Annotated in this window: 18 protein-coding genes; 7 read left to right on the forward strand and 11 right to left on the reverse strand. The window is 69.8% G+C overall.

Features of this window, described 5'->3' with window-relative positions; translation table 11 throughout:
• The first annotated feature begins 23 nt into the window (after nucleotides 1-23).
• Nucleotides 24-836: a ParA family protein gene (locus tag OC372_RS05800; protein WP_029261541.1), complete on the forward strand. Its 813-nt coding sequence runs from the start codon at nucleotides 24-26 to the stop codon at nucleotides 834-836.
• Between the two features lie 75 nt (nucleotides 837-911).
• Here the strand turns inward: OC372_RS05800 and OC372_RS05805 are convergent, their stop codons facing one another.
• The 3 genes from OC372_RS05805 to OC372_RS05815 all read right to left on the reverse strand — a co-directional run bounded on the left by OC372_RS05805 (nucleotide 912) and on the right by OC372_RS05815 (nucleotide 2,729).
• The gene (locus OC372_RS05805; protein WP_029261540.1) at nucleotides 912-1,457 is read right to left on the reverse strand and encodes a MerR family transcriptional regulator; all 546 of its coding nucleotides are present in this window, start codon (nucleotides 1,455-1,457) and stop codon (nucleotides 912-914) included.
• Nucleotides 1,458-1,557: 100 nt separating this feature from the next.
• A complete protein-coding gene (locus OC372_RS05810) occupies nucleotides 1,558-2,244 on the reverse strand; it encodes a MerR family transcriptional regulator (RefSeq protein WP_105710204.1) in 687 nt (228 codons plus the stop codon).
• Nucleotides 2,244-2,729 carry an FHA domain-containing protein gene (locus OC372_RS05815; RefSeq protein ID WP_029261538.1) on the reverse strand — a complete coding sequence of 162 codons (486 nt, stop codon included), beginning with the start codon at nucleotides 2,727-2,729 and terminating at the stop codon, nucleotides 2,244-2,246. The genes OC372_RS05810 and OC372_RS05815 overlap by 1 nt, the downstream gene beginning before the upstream one ends.
• A 101-nt stretch (nucleotides 2,730-2,830) precedes the next feature.
• Between OC372_RS05815 and OC372_RS05820 the strand changes: the two genes are divergently transcribed.
• Both OC372_RS05820 and lpdA read left to right on the forward strand, forming a co-directional pair.
• A complete protein-coding gene (locus OC372_RS05820; RefSeq protein WP_105710205.1) occupies nucleotides 2,831-3,481 on the forward strand; it encodes a copper resistance protein CopC in 651 nt (216 codons plus the stop codon).
• Nucleotides 3,482-3,490: 9 nt separating this feature from the next.
• Complete coding sequence (lpdA, locus tag OC372_RS05825; protein WP_029261536.1) at nucleotides 3,491-4,888, forward strand: dihydrolipoyl dehydrogenase; 1,398 nt, start codon at nucleotides 3,491-3,493, stop codon at nucleotides 4,886-4,888.
• A gap of 66 nt (nucleotides 4,889-4,954) precedes the next feature.
• On the opposite strand, the gene OC372_RS05830 is transcribed toward lpdA, so the two are convergent.
• The 6 genes from OC372_RS05830 to OC372_RS05855 form a co-directional block, all read right to left on the reverse strand.
• Nucleotides 4,955-6,076 (reverse strand): FAD-dependent oxidoreductase, encoded by a 1,122-nt coding sequence (locus OC372_RS05830; protein WP_262001164.1) that lies wholly within the window; start codon nucleotides 6,074-6,076, stop codon nucleotides 4,955-4,957.
• Nucleotides 6,063-6,797, reverse strand: coding sequence for a methyltransferase domain-containing protein (locus OC372_RS05835; protein WP_262001165.1), 735 nt, complete (start codon nucleotides 6,795-6,797; stop codon nucleotides 6,063-6,065). Before OC372_RS05835 ends, OC372_RS05830 begins: the two co-directional genes overlap by 14 nt.
• Entirely contained in the window at nucleotides 6,794-7,954 is a 1,161-nt protein-coding gene (locus tag OC372_RS05840; RefSeq protein ID WP_262001166.1) for a type III polyketide synthase, read from the reverse strand. The genes OC372_RS05835 and OC372_RS05840 overlap by 4 nt, the downstream gene beginning before the upstream one ends.
• A gap of 63 nt (nucleotides 7,955-8,017) precedes the next feature.
• The gene (locus tag OC372_RS05845) at nucleotides 8,018-8,632 is read right to left on the reverse strand and encodes a CYTH domain-containing protein (protein ID WP_262001167.1); all 615 of its coding nucleotides are present in this window, start codon (nucleotides 8,630-8,632) and stop codon (nucleotides 8,018-8,020) included.
• Nucleotides 8,625-8,840, reverse strand: a complete 216-nt coding sequence (locus OC372_RS05850) for a hypothetical protein (RefSeq protein WP_029261531.1) — start codon at nucleotides 8,838-8,840, stop codon at nucleotides 8,625-8,627. The genes OC372_RS05845 and OC372_RS05850 overlap by 8 nt, the downstream gene beginning before the upstream one ends.
• Nucleotides 8,841-8,891: 51 nt before the next feature.
• The gene (locus OC372_RS05855; protein ID WP_262001168.1) at nucleotides 8,892-9,362 is read right to left on the reverse strand and encodes a prepilin peptidase; all 471 of its coding nucleotides are present in this window, start codon (nucleotides 9,360-9,362) and stop codon (nucleotides 8,892-8,894) included.
• 131 nt (nucleotides 9,363-9,493) lie between these two features.
• Between OC372_RS05855 and OC372_RS05860 the strand changes: the two genes are divergently transcribed.
• Genes OC372_RS05860 through OC372_RS05870 form a run of 3 tightly spaced genes read left to right on the forward strand, consistent with a single transcriptional unit; the run spans nucleotide 9,494 to nucleotide 15,278 of the window.
• Nucleotides 9,494-10,276 (forward strand): hypothetical protein, encoded by a 783-nt coding sequence (locus OC372_RS05860; protein WP_262001169.1) that lies wholly within the window; start codon nucleotides 9,494-9,496, stop codon nucleotides 10,274-10,276.
• A complete protein-coding gene (locus OC372_RS05865) occupies nucleotides 10,273-11,811 on the forward strand; it encodes a DNA polymerase Y family protein (RefSeq protein ID WP_262001170.1) in 1,539 nt (512 codons plus the stop codon). The genes OC372_RS05860 and OC372_RS05865 overlap by 4 nt, the downstream gene beginning before the upstream one ends.
• Nucleotides 11,811-15,278, forward strand: a complete 3,468-nt coding sequence (locus tag OC372_RS05870; RefSeq protein WP_262001171.1) for an error-prone DNA polymerase — start codon at nucleotides 11,811-11,813, stop codon at nucleotides 15,276-15,278. The genes OC372_RS05865 and OC372_RS05870 overlap by 1 nt, the downstream gene beginning before the upstream one ends.
• Before the next feature lie 31 nt (nucleotides 15,279-15,309).
• Here the strand turns inward: OC372_RS05870 and OC372_RS05875 are convergent, their stop codons facing one another.
• Complete coding sequence (locus OC372_RS05875) at nucleotides 15,310-15,693, reverse strand: hypothetical protein (RefSeq protein WP_091037394.1); 384 nt, start codon at nucleotides 15,691-15,693, stop codon at nucleotides 15,310-15,312.
• Between the two features lie 262 nt (nucleotides 15,694-15,955).
• The gene (locus OC372_RS05880) at nucleotides 15,956-16,540 is read right to left on the reverse strand and encodes an NADPH-dependent FMN reductase (protein WP_262001172.1); all 585 of its coding nucleotides are present in this window, start codon (nucleotides 16,538-16,540) and stop codon (nucleotides 15,956-15,958) included.
• Between the two features lie 163 nt (nucleotides 16,541-16,703).
• Between OC372_RS05880 and helR the strand changes: the two genes are divergently transcribed.
• Complete coding sequence (gene helR, locus OC372_RS05885; protein ID WP_262001173.1) at nucleotides 16,704-18,836, forward strand: RNA polymerase recycling motor ATPase HelR; 2,133 nt, start codon at nucleotides 16,704-16,706, stop codon at nucleotides 18,834-18,836.
• Nucleotides 18,837-18,850: the final 14 nt, after the last annotated feature.

The following is an 18,850-nucleotide window of genomic DNA, read 5'->3' on the forward strand; positions in this document are numbered from 1 at the left end:
TAGGGGAAGGTAACGTGGTGTCCGTGCACGTACTCAGCGTCAGCTCTCTCAAGGGGGGCGTCGGCAAGACGACCGTGACACTCGGGCTGGCCTCAGCGGCTTTCGCCCGAGGCGTCCGGACTCTCGTCGTCGACCTCGACCCGCAGTCCGACGTCTCCACCGGGATGGACATCCAGGTGGCCGGACGACTCAACATCGCCGACGTCCTGGCGAACCCGAAAGAGAAGGTGGTCCGTCAGGCGATCACCTCCAGCGGCTGGGCGAAGGTCCACCCCGGCACCATCGACGTGCTGATCGGGAGCCCTTCTGCGATCAACTTCGACGGCCCGCACCCGAGCGTGCGCGACGTCTGGAAGCTCGAGGAGGCGCTCGCCTCCGTCGAGGCGGACTACGACCTCGTGCTCGTCGACTGCGCGCCCTCGCTGAACGCCCTGACCCGCACCGCCTGGGCCGCGAGCGATCGCGTCATGGTCGTCACCGAGCCCGGTCTCTTCTCCGTCGCCGCAGCCGATCGCGCCCTCCGCGCCATCGAGGAGATCCGTCGCGGTCTCTCTCCCCGGCTGCAGCCTCTCGGCATCGTCGTGAACCGCGTGCGCCCGCAGTCCATCGAGCACCAGTTCCGCATCAAGGAACTGCGCGACATGTTCGGCCCCCTCGTGCTCTCCCCGCAGCTGCCGGAGCGCACTTCGCTGCAGCAGGCGCAGGGTGCCGCCAAGCCGCTGCACATCTGGCCCGGCGATTCCGCCCAGGAACTGGCGGCCGACTTCGATTCACTTCTCGACCGGATCATCCGCACCGGTCGGATCGCCGTGCCCGAGAGCGGTCCACAGAGCTGATCCTCCCCACGCGCACAGCGAAACGGCCATCCTCATCGAGGACGGCCGTTTTCTGTATGTCGGGGAGGCGCGGTGTCAGGCGGAGCGCTTGGTCCGACGGGCGGAGAGCTCGTCGACCGGATCCGGAGCGGTCGCATCGAATGCGACCAGCGTCGACTCCACCTCACGGAGGACCTTGCCGACGGCGATGCCGAAGACGCCCTGGCCGCGGCTCACGAGGTCGATGACCTCGTCGTTCGAGGTGCACAGGTAGACCGACGCACCGTCGCTCATGAGCGTCGTACCGGCGAGGTCGCGGATACCCGCACGTCGCAGCTCGTCGACGGCCGTTCGGATCTGCTGCAGCGAGATGCCCGTGTCGAGCAGGCTCTTCACGAGCTTCAGCACGAGGATGTCGCGGAAGCCGTAGAGACGCTGCGAGCCGGAACCGTTCGCCCCGCGAACGGTGGGTTCCACCAGCTCGGTACGCGCCCAGTAGTCCAGCTGACGGTAGGTGATGCCGGCGGCGCGAGCGGCGACCGCGCCACGGTAGCCGACCTCGTCATCCATGGCCGGAAGACCGTCGGTGAAGAGGAGTTCGGGTACGAACCGCGGGTCTCCTGCGAGCTCATCCGCATTCATCTGAAATCCTCCCTGGAACGGTTATCTTCCACGGTAGAGCAGTGCCTGGGCACCGGCAATCACATCCGCGGGACCGCGAAGGTGTGTCGCAACCAGTTCGTTACGAAAGCACTCGTGACAGTGCGTCCCTGACGAAGAGCGAGCGCACTTCGTCGATCTTCGTCGCCAGTTCGGGCGCGAGTTCGCTGGCCTTGGCGCGAGACGGTGCGTCCGTCCGACGCAGCAGCGCGGACATCGCCGATTCGATGAGCGCGACCTCGCGCTCCGCCCCCTGACGCAGCGAACGCAGGTGCCGCGGCTCGATGCCGTGGCGGTCGAGGGCGACGAGGCCGCGCAGCAGCGTGACCGTCGTCTCCTGGTAGCTCTCCTGCGCGATGATGACGCCGGTGCTGATCGCATCGTTGAGCAGCTGCGGGCCCGCACCGGCTGCGGCCAGCAGCTCGTCGCGACGGTATCTGCGCGGCGCCGGCATGATCGAGGGCGGCGGAGCGAGCGGTGTCGCCTCCCCACCCGCATCGACGTCGTCGAGCTGCTCGCGGATCACGCTCAACGGAAGATAGTGGTCGCGCTGCAGGGTGAGGCCGAGCCGCAGCCTCTCGATGTCCGACGCGGAGAACTTGCGGTAGCCGGACTCGGTTCGAGAAGGACTGACGATGCCCTGCACCTCGAGGAAGCGCAGTTTGCTGGAGGTGAGGTCGGGGAACTCCGGTGTGAGCCGAGCGAGGACCTGGCCGATGCTCAGCAAGCCCGCGGACGCGGAACGTTCGCGGGCGGGAGTAGCCGCCATCAGTCGTTCGCCGCCGCGCGATCGCGAGGGGAGGCGAAGAAGTTCAGGCGGAACTTGCCGACACGCAGTTCTGAGCCGTCCACGAGCGGGCTGCGGTCGACGCGCTCCCCGTTGACGTACGTTCCGTTGAGCGAGCGCTGATCGATGATCTCGAACGTCGACCCGGTGCGGGTGATCTCGGCATGACGACGGGACACGGTCACGTCGTCGAAGAAGATGTCGGCCTCCGGGTGACGGCCGACCGTGGTCACATCGGTGTCGAGGAGGTAGCGCGCACCGGCGAGGGCGCCGGAACGGACCAGCAGCAACGCCGATCCTGCGGGGAGGGCGCTGATCGCGCTCTGCTCCACATCGGTGAGTTCCACCCCGAACGGCACGAATGACAGGTCGGAATCGTGCCCGAACGTCTGCGTCACGTCATGTCTCTGCTCACCGGAACGGTGGATCGCGGCTTCTCCGGCCGGTCGGCTGTCGCTGTCAGTCACTGTGCCCTCCTTGGTTGTCCAGACTAACGGATGCCGAGGCCCTCGCGGGAGGCCGCTTTCGCACTCAGCCACCACATACCGGTGTTTCCTAGGGTGGAGCCGTGAAGACCAAAGCCCTGCGGCGCCCGGCGACCCCGATCGCCCTCGCCGCCACCCTGCTCGCTGCGTTCCTCGTTCTCCTCTCGCCGCTCTCGGCCTCCGCGCACGACGCGCTCGTGTCGTCGTCTCCGGCCGCGGACGAGTCCGTCGAGACCGTGCCTTCGGCGCTGACCCTCACCTTCAGCGCGAAGCTCATCGACGGCGACGGCGCGACCGAGGTCGTCGTCACCGGCCCCGACGGTTCCTCGATCACCGACGGCGCCGCGACGGTCGACGGCGCGATCGTCACCCAGCCGCTGCAGGGCTCGGGCCCGGCCGGCGAGTACCACGTCATCTGGAAGGTCGTCTCGAGCGACGGTCATCCCACCTCCGGCGAGTACTCCTTCACCGTGACCGTCGGCGACGACGCGGCTCCGACAGAGGAACCCACTGCCGCCCCCACGTCCGCGGCACCGACGGCCGAGCAGACTGCCGCCCCCGAGGCGACCACGACGCCGGCGGCGGATTCCGGTGACGCCGAAGGTGGGTCCCCGTGGATCTGGGTACTCGTGATCGTCGCGGTGCTGGTCGTCGCCGGCGTGGTCACGTGGATCGTCGTGAGCCGCCGTCGTGGCGGTTCCGCGACCGGTTCCGACGCCCCCGTAGAGCGATAGGCTTAAGGCATGCCACATTACGACGTCGTCATCCTTGGTGCAGGTCCTGGCGGATACGTCGCTGCGGTTCGCAGCGCGCAGCTCGGTCTGTCCACCGCCATCATCGAGGAGAAGTACTGGGGCGGTGTCTGCCTCAACGTCGGCTGCATCCCGTCCAAGGCGCTCCTGAAGAACGCGGAGCTCGCGCACACCCTGAATCACAAGGCTGATTTCTTCGGAATCTCCGGCGAGTTCACGATCGACTACGGCAAGGCGTTCGACCGCAGCCGCGTGGTCGCCGATGGCCGCGTCAAGGGCATCCACTTCCTGATGAAGAAGAACAAGGTGACCGAGTACGACGGTCGCGGCACCTTCACCGGCCCCAAGGCCATCTCGGTCGCCAAGGCCGACGGCTCGACTGAAGAGGTCACCTTCGACAACGTGATCATCGCGACCGGCTCCAAGGTGCGCCTGCTGCCCGGTGTGACGCTCAGCGAGAACGTCGTCACGTACGAAGAGCAGATCATGAGCCGTGAGCTGCCCGAATCGATCGTCATCGTCGGCGCCGGCGCCATCGGCATGGAGTTCGCCTACGTGATGACGAACTACGGCGTGAAGGTCACGATCATCGAGTTCCTCGACCGCGCGCTCCCCAACGAGGACGCCGACGTGTCGAAGGAGATCGCGAAGCAGTACAAGAACTACGGCGTCGACATCCTCACCTCCACCAAGGTGGAGTCGGTCGTCGACAACGGCTCGTCCGTCACCGTCACCTACACCGCCAAGGACGGGCAGCAGTCGTCGATCGAGGCCGGCAAGGTCCTCATGTCGGTCGGATTCGCCCCGAACATCGAGGGCTTCGGCCTCGAGGCCACGGGTGTGAAGCTGACCGAGCGCGGCGCGATCGACATCGACGACCACATGCGCACCAACGTCGAGGGAATCTACGCCATCGGCGACGTGACCGCCAAGCTGCAGCTCGCCCACGTGGCCGAGGCACAGGGCGTCGTCGCGGCCGAGACCATCGGCGGCGCGGAGACGCAGACACTGGGCGACTACCGCATGATGCCGCGCGCGACGTTCTGCTCCCCGCAGGTGGCCTCGTTCGGCCTCACCGAGCAGCAGGCCAAGGACGAGGGGCGCGAGATCAAGGTCGCCACCTTCCCGTTCATGGCGAACGGCAAGGCGCACGGTCTGGGCGAGCCGGTCGGCTTCGTCAAGCTGATCGCCGACGCCGAGCACCTCGAGCTCATCGGCGCCCACATGATCGGCCCGGATGTCTCCGAGCTCCTGCCCGAGCTGACGCTGGCCCAGAAGTGGGACCTCACGGCCCTGGAGCTGGCCCGCAACGTGCACACGCACCCGACGCTGTCGGAGGCGCTGCAGGAGGGCTTCCACGGGCTCGCCGGCCACATGATCAACTTCTGATCCACCCCCTCGAAGGCCCGGTCCCGCGCACCGCGGACCGGGCCTTCGTGCGTCAGAGGCCGTGCGTCAGAGACCGCGCATCGTGAGGAGTCCGGCCGTCCATCCCCGTGCCGACGGCGAGCCGAGTGCGCGCATCAGGAGCTCCCTGCTGCGGACCACGGGCATCGGCGCCGGCGCACCCATCGACATGTAGAACGCCGAGCGCCGCTGTGCACGCGAGGCGGAACGCCGTACATGCCACTCGAACCTGGCCAGCGCCGGCATCCGATGCGGCAGCGACCGCGCGAGTTCGGATGCGAGGCGTCGGGCATCCACCCACCCCAGGTTCATCCCCTGCCCGCCGATCGGACTGATCTCGTGCGCGGCGTCTCCGAGGAGCACCACCCGACCCCTGGTCAGCCGTGTCGCCCGGTGCTGTGCGGCGACGAAGGAGGTCGGCTCCGCATCGGGCGGGAGCGGGATGGCGATCCCGGTGCGCGCCTCGATCGCCGCGCGAAAGGCCTCGGGGTCACGCAGATCCCCGTCGGACCCTTCGCGTACGACCCAGCGCCGAACCCCTCCGGGAAGCGGGAAGGACTCGACGAGCCCTTCCGGTTCGCAGTGCAGGACGGCACGCGCGCCCGGCGTCACGTCTTCGACGTCGAGCATCGAGTACGACGCGCGTCCCGGACGACGGCGCCAGCCGAGATCGAGATCATCGCGCAGACGGCTGCGCACCCCGTCCGCCCCCACGACGATCGACGCCGTGAACGTCCGCGGTCCCGCCCTACTCTGCGTCAAGACCTGAACAGCATCGGCGGTCCCCCGCACACTCTGCACCGTGCATCCGGAGATCAGCGCATCCGGAGAGAGTGCCTGCAGCCGGGCTCGGAGCAGCGCACTCGTCCGCGGCTGCGGGAGGATCAGGACGGGGCGATCCGGCGCGAAGGTCAGCGTGGCCAGGGCCCTGCGGCGGCTGCGCACCTCTCCGCCTGCGAGCCGCAGCGCTTCCGACCGGACGTCCGTCCCGATTCCGACCGCATCGAGAGCGTCCAGCCCCGGCCGATGGATGCCGATCGCCCTGGTCCGATCGTCGGCATCCGTGCGCCGCTCGCAGACCACCACCCGCAATCCGTCCTGCAGCAGCAGGCAGGCCAGGAGCAGACCGACCGGCCCTGCTCCCACGATCAGCACGTCATGATCGGGCACTGCCCTCCTCCCACCGCAGTTCGAGCCGCGAGGGCAGTCCCCCGCGGACGGTCCACCCGGTCGGAGCGATCGCCGTCAGCTCGGCGGCCGTGTACGAGCGTCGGATACTGATGAGACCGTCTTCGCGGATGAACGAGTCGGCGAGGAGGGTGCGCGAGATCGGCCAGGTCGCCGCGGCGAACAGCACGTGAGCGGTCCGGCTCCGGGCGATGTCGTGGTGGGACACCAGCCCGTTCGGCGCGACGAGTCTCAGCGAGTCGCTGAGCACCGTCTGGAGCTCGCCCTCATCCAGATGGTGCAGCACGTGGTTGGACAGCACGACGTCGTAGGTGTCGCCCGCGTCGACCAGCTCGGTGGTCAGCGCCCGTCGATAGCGGATGCCGGCGCCGCGGTCGTGCGCCGAGGCCCACCGGATCGCCCGCTCATCGGCATCGAGTGCGGTGATCTCGGCGTCGTACCCGTCGTGACGCAGCCGCCCCGCGAGCAGGCGGCAGAGGTCTCCGCCGCCGGCGCCGACATCGAGGATGCGCAGCCGCTCCGCACGCCCCGCACGCTCCGCACGCGGGAGGATATCGCGGCGATAGAGGGTGCCAGGTCGCGAGACCAGCGCGTTCACGAAGCCGAAGCGCCCGTAGGTCCGCGCCAACATCCGTGCATCGGCGTGCGGGTCGTCCATCAGCTCACGGGCCTCGACGTCCCTGGCCGCCAGGGCTGGGATCATGAGGCCGAAGGACCGACGACGGTGAGCAGCGCGCTCTCGGCGGTCAGCCCCGGCCCGAAGGCCATCGCGGCGACACGCTCGCCCGCAGCCGCGCCCTCCTCCTCCAAGATGCGCTTGAGGACGAAGAGCACCGTGGCGCTGGACATGTTGCCGTTCTCGCGCAGGACCTCGCGGGCGGGGTGCAGCTGCGCATCGCTGAGATGCATCCGCTCCTGCACCCGGTCCAGGATGCTGCGGCCCCCGGGGTGGATCGCCCAGTGCTCGACCTTCTCCCCCACCCGCCCCGCCTCGAAAGCCTCGGCCATCTCCGCATCAGCGGAGTACAGCGGCCGGAGCGCGCCGATGATGGTCTCCCCGATGATCTGCGGGACGGCGGTGGAGAGGATCATTTCGAATCCGGTGTCGCCGATCGTCCAGGCCATGTCCTTCTCGCCCTCCGGGGCGATGGCCGTGTGGAACCGGTCCAACCGCAGGGCGGGTGATGTCGACGGAAGGTCGCGGGCCGTGACGATGCCGGCCGCCGCACCGTCGGCGAACAGCGAGGAGGCGACGATCGTGTCCGGGTTCTCCGAGGAACGCAGATGCAGGGTGCACAGCTCGACGCTGACGACCAGGACGACCGCGTTCTCGTCGGCGATGCAGAACTGGCTCGCTGCCCGCAGCGCCGGCATCGACGCGTAGCAGCCCATGAACCCGAGGTGGAAGCGCTGCACCGCATCGGACAGCCCGAGAGCGCGCACGATCTCGTATTCCGGCCCGGGAGCGTGGAACCCGGTGCAGGACACCGTGATGACGTGAGTCACATCCTCCGGGCCGATCTCGGGGTCGGCGTCGAGGGCCCGCCGCGCGACGTCGACGAAGAGCCGGGCGGCCTCCCGGGTGTAGATGTCGTTGCGCGCCTTCGTGCCCGGAGCCAGCAGCTCGCCGGAACGCCGGTCGAAGAAGACGGGATCGGCCACGTCGGAGTCGAGTGACAACTCGTCGATCACGGTGTGGCGGCGGTCGATGCCCGAGACGTTGAACGATGTCGTGACGATCCGCTGCGCCAAGCGCCCGAGGTCGGGCTGCTGGGCGAAGACGTCGCGCACCTGCTCCTGGACGAGAACGGTGTCGGGGACGATCGTCTGCAGCGATCGGAGCACAGGCGGTCGACTCATGCTGTCACTCAAGCACGCGGTGTCGTCCCGGGGAAAGGGGTTGCGTTCGACTCGGCCGTCTGACTAGAAGCCGAGGGCGCGGGCGAGCTTGGAACCGGATGCCGATTCCCGGCCTCCCGCGGCCAGGACGGCGCGCTCCACCGCAGCGAAGAAGGCGGCGCGCGCCTCGTCGTCTGCCGGGGCTGCGGGACCGAGCTCCATCTCCCACTCGCGCCATTCGCGCTGCACGTCGCCTCGGAGATCCGTCGCCTGCACCCGGTCGTCGACGAACTCGGCCACGACTCCCGCGGGACCGGTGAGCAGGTAGGCGGTGCGGTCGTTGCGGATGCGGGCGAGCGGGGTGAGTGGCGCGGTCGTCCAGGCGGACACGGTGTCGGCCACGGCCCCGGGGAGCTCGTCGCCCTCGCCGAGCGGCCAGCCGAGTTCGAGCCGGCCGTCGCCCTCCCGCGGTCCCTTCACGTGCCAGCCCTCGTCCGGGCCGCCGGTGCGACGGCGCAGCGCCACCCCAGCACGGGCGAGATCGCCGTCGGCTGTGTCGAAGTACTGCGCGTCGAGCGCCCGGGCTTCCCCGGCGGTGACGGCGTCGACCCCGGGGATCGCTTCCCAGACCGGCAGCGGGGTCTCGCCGTCGACGTCGTATTTGCGCTCGACCTCGACCGTGCGGGACGGTTCAGTCATCGTCGTTGAGAGTGAGATCCTCGAGAGACTCTTCGAACCAGTAGTCGACCTCGGTCGGCCCATCGTTCGGGCCGGTGTTGTGCGGTTCGCTACGGCGGTTGTACACCACCTGCGTCTCGCTGTAGGGGACGATCAGCTTGTCGTCCGCGTCGCCGAGGGGGATGATCTGCCCGTCCAGCGGGCCGCCGTGAAGCCGTGCAAGTGCCATGTGCTTCAGGGTAGCCCCGACATCGGACTATCCGTGCGAGGCCCGGCGGATTCAGCCGAGGACGATGCCGAGGAGCGCGCCGATGATCATCCACGGTCCGAAGGCGATGCGGGTGGCCCCGTGTGCTCGGCGCAGGAGAATGAGCACGAGCGCGTAGAGCGCCCCGAGCACGAACGCCGAGGCGGCTCCGATCGCGAGCGACTGCCAGCCGTGCCAGCCGAGCACGAACCCGATGACCGCGGCGAGCTTCACATCGCCGCCACCCATCCCCGCACGACTGATCCCCCGCAGCACGGCGTAGAAGCCACCCAGGATCACCATGCCGAGGAGGGCGCGCAGGAACGCGGTGCTCTGCCCCGTGACCAGGGCGTCGCCGGCACCGAGCACGATCAGGGCGGCGAGCGTCGGCAGCACGATGCGATTCGGGAGGCGGTGCGTGCGCGCATCGATCACGATCAGCCACCCACCGACGCCCGCCAGCATCACGTGCACGAGCGAGAGGAGTGCGAGCCGGGGGTCCATACGCGCAGGTTAGGAGATCTGCAGGCCCGGTGCCGACGCCCTGTGGAGAACTCCGCCGATGTCCGATGTACGAACTATCGTCATCCACGCGACTTGTTATATTAGAATATATCTTCGAGAAAGGATGCAGGGTGATCGGTCTCGATGCACTGGGCTCCCTCTCGCCGGCGAGCGACTCCCGCGCGGGAGAAGTGCTGCGACTGCGCCGCGAGATCAGCCGGATGCAACGGCGGCGCAGCGAGCATACGCTCCTCCCCCTCGACCCCGCCTTCTCCGCCCTCCTCCCCGAGGAGGGCCTGCAGACCGGCACCTCCTACACCGTCTCCCCCTCGCCGAGCCTCGTGCTCGCACTGCTCAGCGCCGCATCGCAGAAGGGGCACTGGTGCGCCGTCGTCGGCATGCCGACACTCGGCGTCGAAGCGGCGGCCGCATTCGGCATCGATCTCGCCCGTCTGATCCTCGTCCCCGACCCGGGAGAACGCTGGCTCGCGGCGACCTCCGCGCTGGCCGAGGTCGTACCCCTGATCGTCGTGCATCCCGCCACACGGGCGCGGGATGCCGACGTCTCCCGCCTGAGCGCTCGCCTGCGCGATCGCGGATGCACGCTCCTGGTCACCGAGACGCCCGGCACCGGACGGTGGCCGCAGAGCGAGGGGACGATACGCCTGCAGGACCCGCACTGGCACGGCCTCGGCGCCGGCTGGGGCCTGCTCTCCGACTGCACGGTGACCGTGACTGCGCAGACCCGGCACACCTCTCGCCCGTCGAGCGTGCAGGTGCGCCTGCCGGGAGGCCACGGCGCCGTCGAGACCGTCGGGGCCGAGCTCACCGCGCTGCCCGCGCTCCCGCCCGAGCTCGTCGGGCAGGGCGATTACGCACCGCCCGAACTCCTGCGATGGGCGGAAGCCGGATGAACAGCCCGCTCCGCGTGCTCGTGCTGTGGTTCCCCGACTGGCCCCTGCGGGCCGCGCTCGGCAGTCCGCCTCCGCACCCGCCCACCGCCCTGGTGCAGGCGAACACGATCGTCGCCTGCACCGCCTCCGCCCGAGAGCACGGCGTGCGCACCGGTCAGCGCCGCCGCGTCGCACAGGGCCATCTCTCCTCGCTGCGCGTGCTCCCCCACGACCCCGACCGCGACGAGCGTGCCTTCCTCCCCGTGCTGCACCTCATCGAGAAGCATGCGCCCGGGGTGACGCTGCTGCGACCGGGACTCGCGATCGTCCGCGCCCGGGGCATCTCCCGCTATCACGGCGGGGAGGCGGAGGCGGCCGAGGCGCTCACCACCGTCCTCGCGGAGGCCGGTCTCCCCGAGGTGCGCATCGGCGTCGCGGACGGCCCGTTCACCGCCGAGATCGCCGCGCGGGGACCCACCCCCTGCACGGTCGTACCGCCCGGCGGATCCCGGGAGTTCCTCGCCCCCTACCCCGTGCAGGTGCTGCGCGACGAGCAGATCGCCGGTCTCCTCGTCCGACTCGGGGTGCGCACCCTCGGCGAGTTCACCGCGCTCGCCCCGCTCGACGTGCGCGACCGCTTCGGTGAACACGGCGCACGTCTGCACGCTCTCGCCGCCGGCGCCGACTCCCGCCCGCTGACGCCGCGTCCGCCCGACCCCGAGCTCGTTCGGGACATCGAGTTCGACTCGCCGCTGGCCGGAGCGGATCAGGTCGCCTTCGCGGTGCGGCAGACGGCGGATGCGGTCATGCTCGCACTCGGCGACGCCGCGGTCGTGTGCACGGAGGTGCGGATCGATCTCACCGATGACAACGGCGTGGTCTTCTCCCGGGCCTGGCTGCATCCGACGTGCTTCGACGCCTCCGATCTCGTCGACCGGGTGCGCTGGCAGCTGGAGGCACTGGCAGCGCAGTCGGCGAAGGAGCCGGTCGATGAGGCACGGGCGTTCGGCGGCATCATGGCGGTGCGCATCGTCCCCGCCGCCGTGGACGACGCCGCCCATCACCAGCCGGGGCTCTTCGGATCCGGCACCGACGAGCGCCTGCACCATGCGGTCTCCCGCGTGCAGACCATGCTGGGCCATCAGGGCGTCGTCACCGCCGCGGTCGCCGGCGGCCGCTGGCTCGCCGATCGGCAGGTGTTGACGCCCTGGGGCGAGCGCACGGTCCCCCCGCGCGACCCGGAATCGCCCTGGCCGGGGAGCCTGCCCGATCCGCTCCCGGCAGAGGTGTTCCGCCCGCCGCGTCCGATCGGAGTGCTGTCCGCGGACGAGACCACGATCACCATCGATGAGCGCGGGGCGCTCTCGAGCGATCCCGCCCGCATCGACGGGGCGGCCGTGCAGGCGTGGGCCGGCCCCTGGCCCATCCACGAGCGTCGCTGGTCGTCCGGCGGGGGCAAGCGCGGGCACCGACTGCAGATCGTCGACGACCGCGACCGCGCCTGGCTGGTCTTCCACACCGGCGAGCGCTGGTGGGCCGAGGGGAGGTATCGCTGATGGGCTGGCACAACCCGCCCCTCTCCTGGAAAGACCTGGAGCGCACCCTCAGCGGCGACGAGTCGCCCCCGCCCCCTCCCGGCGCCGAGCCGCGCGGCCAGCGGACGGATCCAGGGCCGGTGAGCCGGCGCCGCAAGCGCACTCCGCCCACCGCCAGCGCACGCCCCGAGGATGCGGTCCCCTACGCCGAGTTGCACGCCCATTCCTCGTACTCGTTCCTCGACGGCGCCTCCTCCCCCGAGGATCTCCTCGCCGAGGCCGACCGTCTCGGCCTGACCGCCCTCGCCCTCACCGACCACGACGGCTTCTACGGCGCTGCCCGCTTCGCCGAGGTCGCCGACCTCATGGAGAGTCCGCTGCAGACGGTGTTCGGAGCCGAGTTGTCGCTCGACCTGCCCGCACCGCAACGAGGCTCCGCCGATCCCGCTGGGGAGCATCTGCTGGTCCTCGCTCGCGGGATGGAGGGCTACCACCGGCTCTCGGGCGCGATCTCCGCCGCACAGCTGCGCGGTGGAGAGAAAGGGCGTCCCGTCTATGACCTCGACGATCTTGCCGCGCGCGCGGGCGGGCACTGGACGATCCTGACCGGATGCCGCAAAGGTGCGGTGCGCCGTGGGCTCGCGGCCGGAGACGCGGCCACTCCGCTGCGCTCCCTCGCCGACCTGTTCGGAGCCGACAACGTCGCCGTCGAGCTCTTCGACCACGGCGACCCCCTGGACCCCCGCCGTAACGACGCCCTCGCCGATCACGCCCGTCGGATGCGGCTGCCGGTGGTCGCGACCAACAACGTGCACTACGCCACCCCCGCACAGGCACCGCTCGCCGAGGCGGTGGCCGCGGTCCGCGCGGTGCGCAGCATGGATGAGCTCGACGGCTGGCTGCCCGCCCACGGCGGCGCGCATCTGCGCAGCGGAGCCGAGATGTCCGCCCGCTTCCAGCGCTACCCCGGCGCGATCTCGTACGGGCTCGAGCTGGCCGCGGCATCCGCCTTCCCCCTGCGTCTCGCACGACCGGCGCTCCCCCAGCAGCAGGTACCGGAGGGGCACACGCCGATGAGCTGGCTGCGTCACCTGGTCTGGGAGGCCGTGCCGTCGAAGTACCCCCGGCTGGACGACGCCGGCCACCGCCGCATCGAACGCGAGTTGGACGTGATCGAGGAGAAGGACTTCCCCGGGTACTTCCTGATCGTGCACGGCATCGTCGCCGAGGCGCGCAGACGCGGCATCCTCTGCCAGGGCCGGGGGTCGGCCGCGGCGAGCGCGGTCTGCTACCTGCTGGGGATCACCGCGGTCGACCCGATCCTCTACCGCCTGCCCTTCGAGCGATTCCTCGCGACCACGCGGACGGAGGAGCCGGACATCGACGTGGACTTCGACTCCGACCGCCGTGAGGAGATCATCCAGTGGGTGTACCGGGAGTACGGGAGGGAGCGGGCCGCCCAGGTGGCGAACGTCATCCAGTACCGTCCGAAGAACGCGGTGCGCGACATGGCGAGAGCGCTCGGCCATTCCCCCGGGCAGCAGGACGCCTGGTCACGCCAGGTGGACGGCTGGGGTGTGGGGCTCGAACCCGTCGAGGGTCATGACATCCCGGAGAACGTGCTCGCCTACGCGGGTGAGCTGCTGAAGGCACCCCGCCACCTCGGCATCCACTCCGGCGGGATGGTGCTCACCGCACGCCCGGTCGGCGAGGTCGTGCCGGTGGAGCATGCCCGCATGGAGAACCGCACCGTCATCCAGTGGGACAAGGACGACTCCGCCTTCATGGGCCTGGTGAAGTTCGACCTGCTGGGCCTCGGGATGCTCGCCGCCCTCCAGCACTGTTTCGACCTGATCCGCGAGAACACCGGCGAGGAGTGGACGCTGGAGAGCATTCCCAAAGAGGAGGCGGGGGTGTACGACATGCTCTGCCGCGCGGATTCGATCGGGGTCTTCCAGGTGGAGTCCCGTGCGCAGATCGGCCTGCTCCCCCGCCTGCAACCCCGCTGCTTCTACGACCTCGCCATCCAGATCGCGCTCATCCGGCCCGGTCCCATCCAGGGTGGGGCCGTGCACCCCTTCGTACGGCGCAAGATGGCGAAGGATCGTATCGACGAAGAGAACCGGGGGCGCCGGGCTCGGGGCGAGGAGCCTGTGGACTTCACGATCCCCTACCCGCACAGCGACCTGGAGGACATCCTCAAACGCACGCTGGGCATCCCGATCTTCCAGGAGCAGCTCATCCAGATGGCGACGGCCATCGGTGACTGCACGGCCGACGAGGCCGACCTGCTGCGTCGGGCCATGGGATCGAAACGCGGCCTGGAGAAGATCGAGAAGGTCAGGGACAAGCTGTACGCCGGCATGGCCAGGCGCGGCCTCGTCGATGAGGCGGCCGATCGCATCTACGCCCAGATCCAGGCGTTCTCCAACTTCGGCTTCGCGGAGTCGCATTCACTGTCGTTCGCTCTGCTCGTCTACGCCAGCTCCTGGCTGAAGCTGCACTACCCCGCCGCCTTCCTCGCCGGCCTGCTGCGCTCGCAGCCCATGGGCTTCTACTCTGCGGCGACCCTCACCGCGGATGCCCGACGGCACGGGGTGGAGGTGCGTCGTCCCGATCTGCACGTCTCGGGAGCGACGGAGATGCTGGAGCCTCTCGATGAGAGCGCGTCCACGCGCGGGCCGACCGGGCGGGAGGACTGCCTCGACGATCCGCAACCGCCCACCCTCCGCTTCGACAGGGAGGCACCGGACGAGTCCGCGGCACATCGGCGGGACGGCGGATCCGCGGTGCGGCTCGGGCTCAGCGGCATCCGCGGGATCGGCGTGCCGATGGCGGAGAAGATCGTCGCCGAGCGTGAGGCGCATGGACGCTACCGGGACCTTCACGATCTGGTGCGCCGGACGGATGCCACCGCCACGCAGCTGGAGGCGCTCGCCACCGCCGGCGCTTTCGACTGCCTGGGGCTGGAGCGCCGAGAGGCCATCTGGCTCGCCGGCGCCGCGGCGGACGACCGCTCCCGCTTCCTTCCGGGGACCACTGTCGCCGTGCAGCCGCCCCTGTTCGCGGATCAGACCAGCTACGAGCGGCTCTCGGCGGACCTCTGGGCGACCGGAGTGTCGACCGACGACCATCCGATGGCGCACTTCCGGGAGGCGCTGCGCACCCGCGGGGTGCTCACCGCCGCCGATCTGCAGGGCCACGAGGTCGGTCGCCGTATCGAGGTCGCCGGCCTCGTGACCCATCGCCAGCGGCCGGCGACGGCGTCCGGGATCACCTTCGTCAACCTCGAGGACGAGAGCGGCCTGGTGAACATCGTCTGCTCGGCCGGGGTCTGGAACCGTTACCGCCGTATCGCCAGGGAATCACCGGCGCTCATCATCCGCGGCATCCTGGAGCGGTCGGCCGAGGGGGTGGTCAATGTGCTCGCCGACGGTTTCGAGGATCTGCGCACCGGCCTCACGCATCGGTCCAGGGACTTCCGCTGACGACACGGGCCTCAGCGCCCCCGGGGCGATCTCACCAGAAGCGCTCGGGCTCCTCCACCGGGGGACGATCCGCGCCACCCCATCGGTCGGCTTCGGCCTTCGCCGCATCGGCGGCCGCGTCGGCGCCGCGCAGCGCGATCTTGGCTCCGGTCGCTCCGGGGCCGATGGGATCGACCAGCAGAGTGGTGCGCGCCCCGATCCCGCCGATGGTCACCGTGCACTCCAGCACCCGGCCGATCCATCGCGAGAAGTCGCCGCCCGGCTCCTCCGTGCGGCGGTAGCGGATGCCCGTGTCGAGGTCGACGAGAGCGAGGACGACGGGTTCATCGGTGAGCGGATCGACCTGCTCCGTCACCTCGACCCGGTGGCCGTGGGTGATGGCGACCTGAGCGGGGAGCACGAGCATTCTGTCCATGAGTCCACCCTAGGCATCGCCGCCGGGAAGACAACAGGCGACCGGAATCGCAACATTCGCAAATTTCTTTGTCCCCCAAATGGCGGACAAGCCGATTAAGCGGTATTCTGCTCAGGTAGCGGGGGCTACAGGCTGAGATCTGGGGAGATCAGCCGAGAGCGCAGCGAGAACTTCGCCGCCTCCCCAACCGTCCGGGAAGGACGGTCAGCCCTCTCGGCGGTACCGTCTGGGGCGGATCGTTCGGGAGGGCATACCCCGCCGACTAGCCCTGATCCCCGACGTGGCCCGGTGCGGTGAGCGACAGCACCCGCTCGACGAAGGCGGCGTACTCGTTCATGTAATGCTGGAGGAACTCCCGCGTGCCGGCATCCTTCACCTCGCCATCCGGACCGAAGGCCTCGGGATCGAACGTGATGTACGCCTCCGGGGCGTTCAGCTGCGGGGCGTTGAGGAAGCTCAGGACGCTGCGCATCGACGACTGCATGACGGCCGTACCGATGGCACCCGTGGATGCTCCGATGATGCCGGTGGGCTTGCGGGCGAAGGAGTTGTGGCCCCAGGGGCGGGAGCCCCAGTCGATCGCGTTCTTCAGCGCACCGGGGATGGAGCGGTTGTACTCGGGCGACACCAGCAGCAGCCCCTCGGAGCTCTCGATGGCGCGTTTGAACTCCGTCACCGCGGCTACCGGATCGAGCTCATCGTCGCGGTTGTAGAGCGGGAGGTCCCGGATCGGGATCTCGACGAGTTCCAGGCTGGGCGGCGCGAGCCCCACGAGCGCTTTCGCGAGGATCCGGTTGATCGAGTCCTGCGCGAGACTTCCGATGAGATAGCCGATGCGATGCGTCATGTGTGCTCCGCAGGGAGGGCAGTCGGTCGAATGCGTCAGCGTGATCCCCGCGTCCTTCCATTTCCAGGATATCTCCGGGATGGGGGCTTGCCGCAAGGCCCCCTCCATGCGGCAGAATCGACCCTCGCTCGTGCGATCCGGCCCTCGCGCGTGAAGGAGACCCATGCCTTTCGATCCCTTCCACCTGCCCGAGAATCTGAGTGCGAAAGCCACCCCCGCCCTTCTCGATGCCGACCGCGAGCACCTCCGACGAATCGCCGACACCCTGGAGGAGCAGCGCGCCGAGGTCACCCGACGTCTCGCCGAGGTGCGCCGCCAGCGTGCGGGATTCGGCGACAGCGCCGTGGACCGCGATCTGGAGATCCGACGCCTGAGCGGGCGACTCCGGATCCTGCAACGGTTCGGCATCGACATCTGCCTGGGCCGGATGACTCCGGCAGAAGGCGAACCGATCTACATCGGCCGCACGGGGCTGGCTGCGGCGGACGGCACCCGGCTGCTCGTCGATTGGCGGACCCCGGCGGCCGAACCGTACTTCGCCGCGACCATGGAGGATCCGCGCGGCATCGTCTCGCGTCGTCGATACCGCTGGACGGACGGGCTCGTCAACGACTACTGGGACGAGGCGCTCACCCCCGCCGGGTTCGTCGGCGCAGCGTCCCTGGACGATCAGTCCGCGTTCATCGCCGGCCTCGGCACGCACCGCACCTCGCGGATGCGCGACGTGCTCGCGACGATCCAGGCCGACCAGGACGCGATCATCCGCACGCCCTCCCCCGGCGCGCTCGTCGTGGACGGCGGTCCTGGCACGGGAAAGACGGTCGTCGCTCTGCACCGGGCCGCGCAGCTGCTGTACGCGGAACCGCGCCTGACACAGGGCGCCGGAGGCATGCTGCTCGTCGGGCCGAACGCGCACTATCTCGCCTATGTGGAAGACGTGCTGCCGAGCCTCGGCGAGGACACGGTGCGACTGTGCACGCTGCGGGACCTCGTCCCGGAGGGTGCGACCGCCGTCGAGGAGCCGGATCCGCGCGTGGCCTCACTGAAGGCCTCACTCTCCCCCGACCTGATGCTCGATGCCGCGGCGCGGTCTTTCGAGCGTCCGCCGCAGCACGCCATGCGTCTGGAGTCGCCGTGGGCGGACCTCTGGCTGAGCCGTCAGGAGTGGGGCGAGGTGTTCGCCGCTGCCGACCCCGCAGCGTCGCACAACGAGGCGCGGGATGACGTGTGGGAGGAGCTCTTGGAGATCCTCGTCGACCAGGTCGGCGACGAGGAGGTGCCACCGCACGCGATCCGGCGTTGGCTGCGTCAGGACGACGAGCTCACCGGGACGTTCGTGCGCGCCTGGCCGCTGCTGTCGCCGACCACCGTGGTGGAGCGGATGTGGAGCTCGCCCGATCTGCTCCGGAAGTGCGCTCCGGGGCTGTCCGCTGACGACGTCGCGCTGCTGCACCGGGAAGGGACGGCGCCGTGGACGTCGGCGGACCTCCCGTTCCTCGACGCGGCGCGGCGCCGCATCGGCGACCCGGAATCCGTGCGCGAGGAGCACCGCCGTCAGGCCGTGATCGCCTCGGCGCAGGAGCAGATCTCCCACGTCGTCGACCACCTGATCGAAGATGACGACAGCGAGATGAAGGTGATGTCGATCCTGCGCGGGCAGGACGCACGGAACGTGCTGCTCGGCGTCGACGCCCCTCCGGCGCTCACCCCCGACGAGCTGGCCGGCCCCTTCGGCCACATCGTCGTCGACGAAGCGCAGGAGCTGACGGATGCGGAATGGCGGATGCTCGTCGCCCGCTGCCCCTCGCGCAGCTTCACGGTCGTCGGCGATCGCGCGCAGGCGCGGCAGGGCTTCACCGAGACCTGGGAGCAGAGGCTCACTCGCATCGGCCTCCGCGACGTGCGGATCACCCACCTCGGAGTGAACTACCGGACCCCCGCGGAGGTGATGGCGACGGCGGCCCCCCTCGTGCTGGCGGCGATCCCGGACGCGAACGTGCCGACGTCGGTGCGAGAGAGCGGCGTTCCGGTACGCTTCGGCGAAGCCTCATCACTGCCGGCGGTGCTGGACACCTGGCTCGACGCCCATCCCGACGGCGTGGCGTGCGTCATCGGCGACCCCGGCTTCGCACCGACGGAAAGGGTGCGCTCGCTGACCCCCGAGGGCGCCAAGGGGCTCGAGTTCGACCTGGTCGCCCTCGTGCGGCCGGAGCAGTTCGGTGACGATGTGACCGGCGCCGTCGACCGCTACGTCGCCATGACCAGGACCACTCGAGAGCTGGTCATCCTGCGGTGAGCGGCCGGACCGAC

The organism is Microbacterium sp. Mcb102, assembly GCF_024519805.1.
Lineage (GTDB): Bacteria > Actinomycetota > Actinomycetes > Actinomycetales > Microbacteriaceae > Microbacterium.

Coding starts and splice junctions, on each gene's coding strand:
- helR (WP_262001173.1), top strand. CDS start 16,704: ATGCCTTTCGATCCCTTCCACCTGCCCGAGAATCTGAGTGCGAAAGCC.
- OC372_RS05805 (WP_029261540.1), bottom strand. CDS start 1,457: ATGAATGCGGATGAGCTCGCAGGAGACCCGCGGTTCGTACCCGAACTC.
- OC372_RS05880 (WP_262001172.1), bottom strand. CDS start 16,540: ATGACGCATCGCATCGGCTATCTCATCGGAAGTCTCGCGCAGGACTCG.
- OC372_RS05835 (WP_262001165.1), bottom strand. CDS start 6,797: ATGATCCCAGCCCTGGCGGCCAGGGACGTCGAGGCCCGTGAGCTGATG.
- OC372_RS05865 (WP_262001170.1), top strand. CDS start 10,273: ATGAACAGCCCGCTCCGCGTGCTCGTGCTGTGGTTCCCCGACTGGCCC.
- OC372_RS05875 (WP_091037394.1), bottom strand. CDS start 15,693: ATGGACAGAATGCTCGTGCTCCCCGCTCAGGTCGCCATCACCCACGGC.
- lpdA (WP_029261536.1), top strand. CDS start 3,491: ATGCCACATTACGACGTCGTCATCCTTGGTGCAGGTCCTGGCGGATAC.
- OC372_RS05840 (WP_262001166.1), bottom strand. CDS start 7,954: ATGAGTCGACCGCCTGTGCTCCGATCGCTGCAGACGATCGTCCCCGAC.
- OC372_RS05855 (WP_262001168.1), bottom strand. CDS start 9,362: ATGGACCCCCGGCTCGCACTCCTCTCGCTCGTGCACGTGATGCTGGCG.
- OC372_RS05870 (WP_262001171.1), top strand. CDS start 11,811: ATGGGCTGGCACAACCCGCCCCTCTCCTGGAAAGACCTGGAGCGCACC.
- OC372_RS05810 (WP_105710204.1), bottom strand. CDS start 2,244: ATGGCGGCTACTCCCGCCCGCGAACGTTCCGCGTCCGCGGGCTTGCTG.
- OC372_RS05850 (WP_029261531.1), bottom strand. CDS start 8,840: ATGGCACTTGCACGGCTTCACGGCGGCCCGCTGGACGGGCAGATCATC.
- OC372_RS05845 (WP_262001167.1), bottom strand. CDS start 8,632: ATGACTGAACCGTCCCGCACGGTCGAGGTCGAGCGCAAATACGACGTC.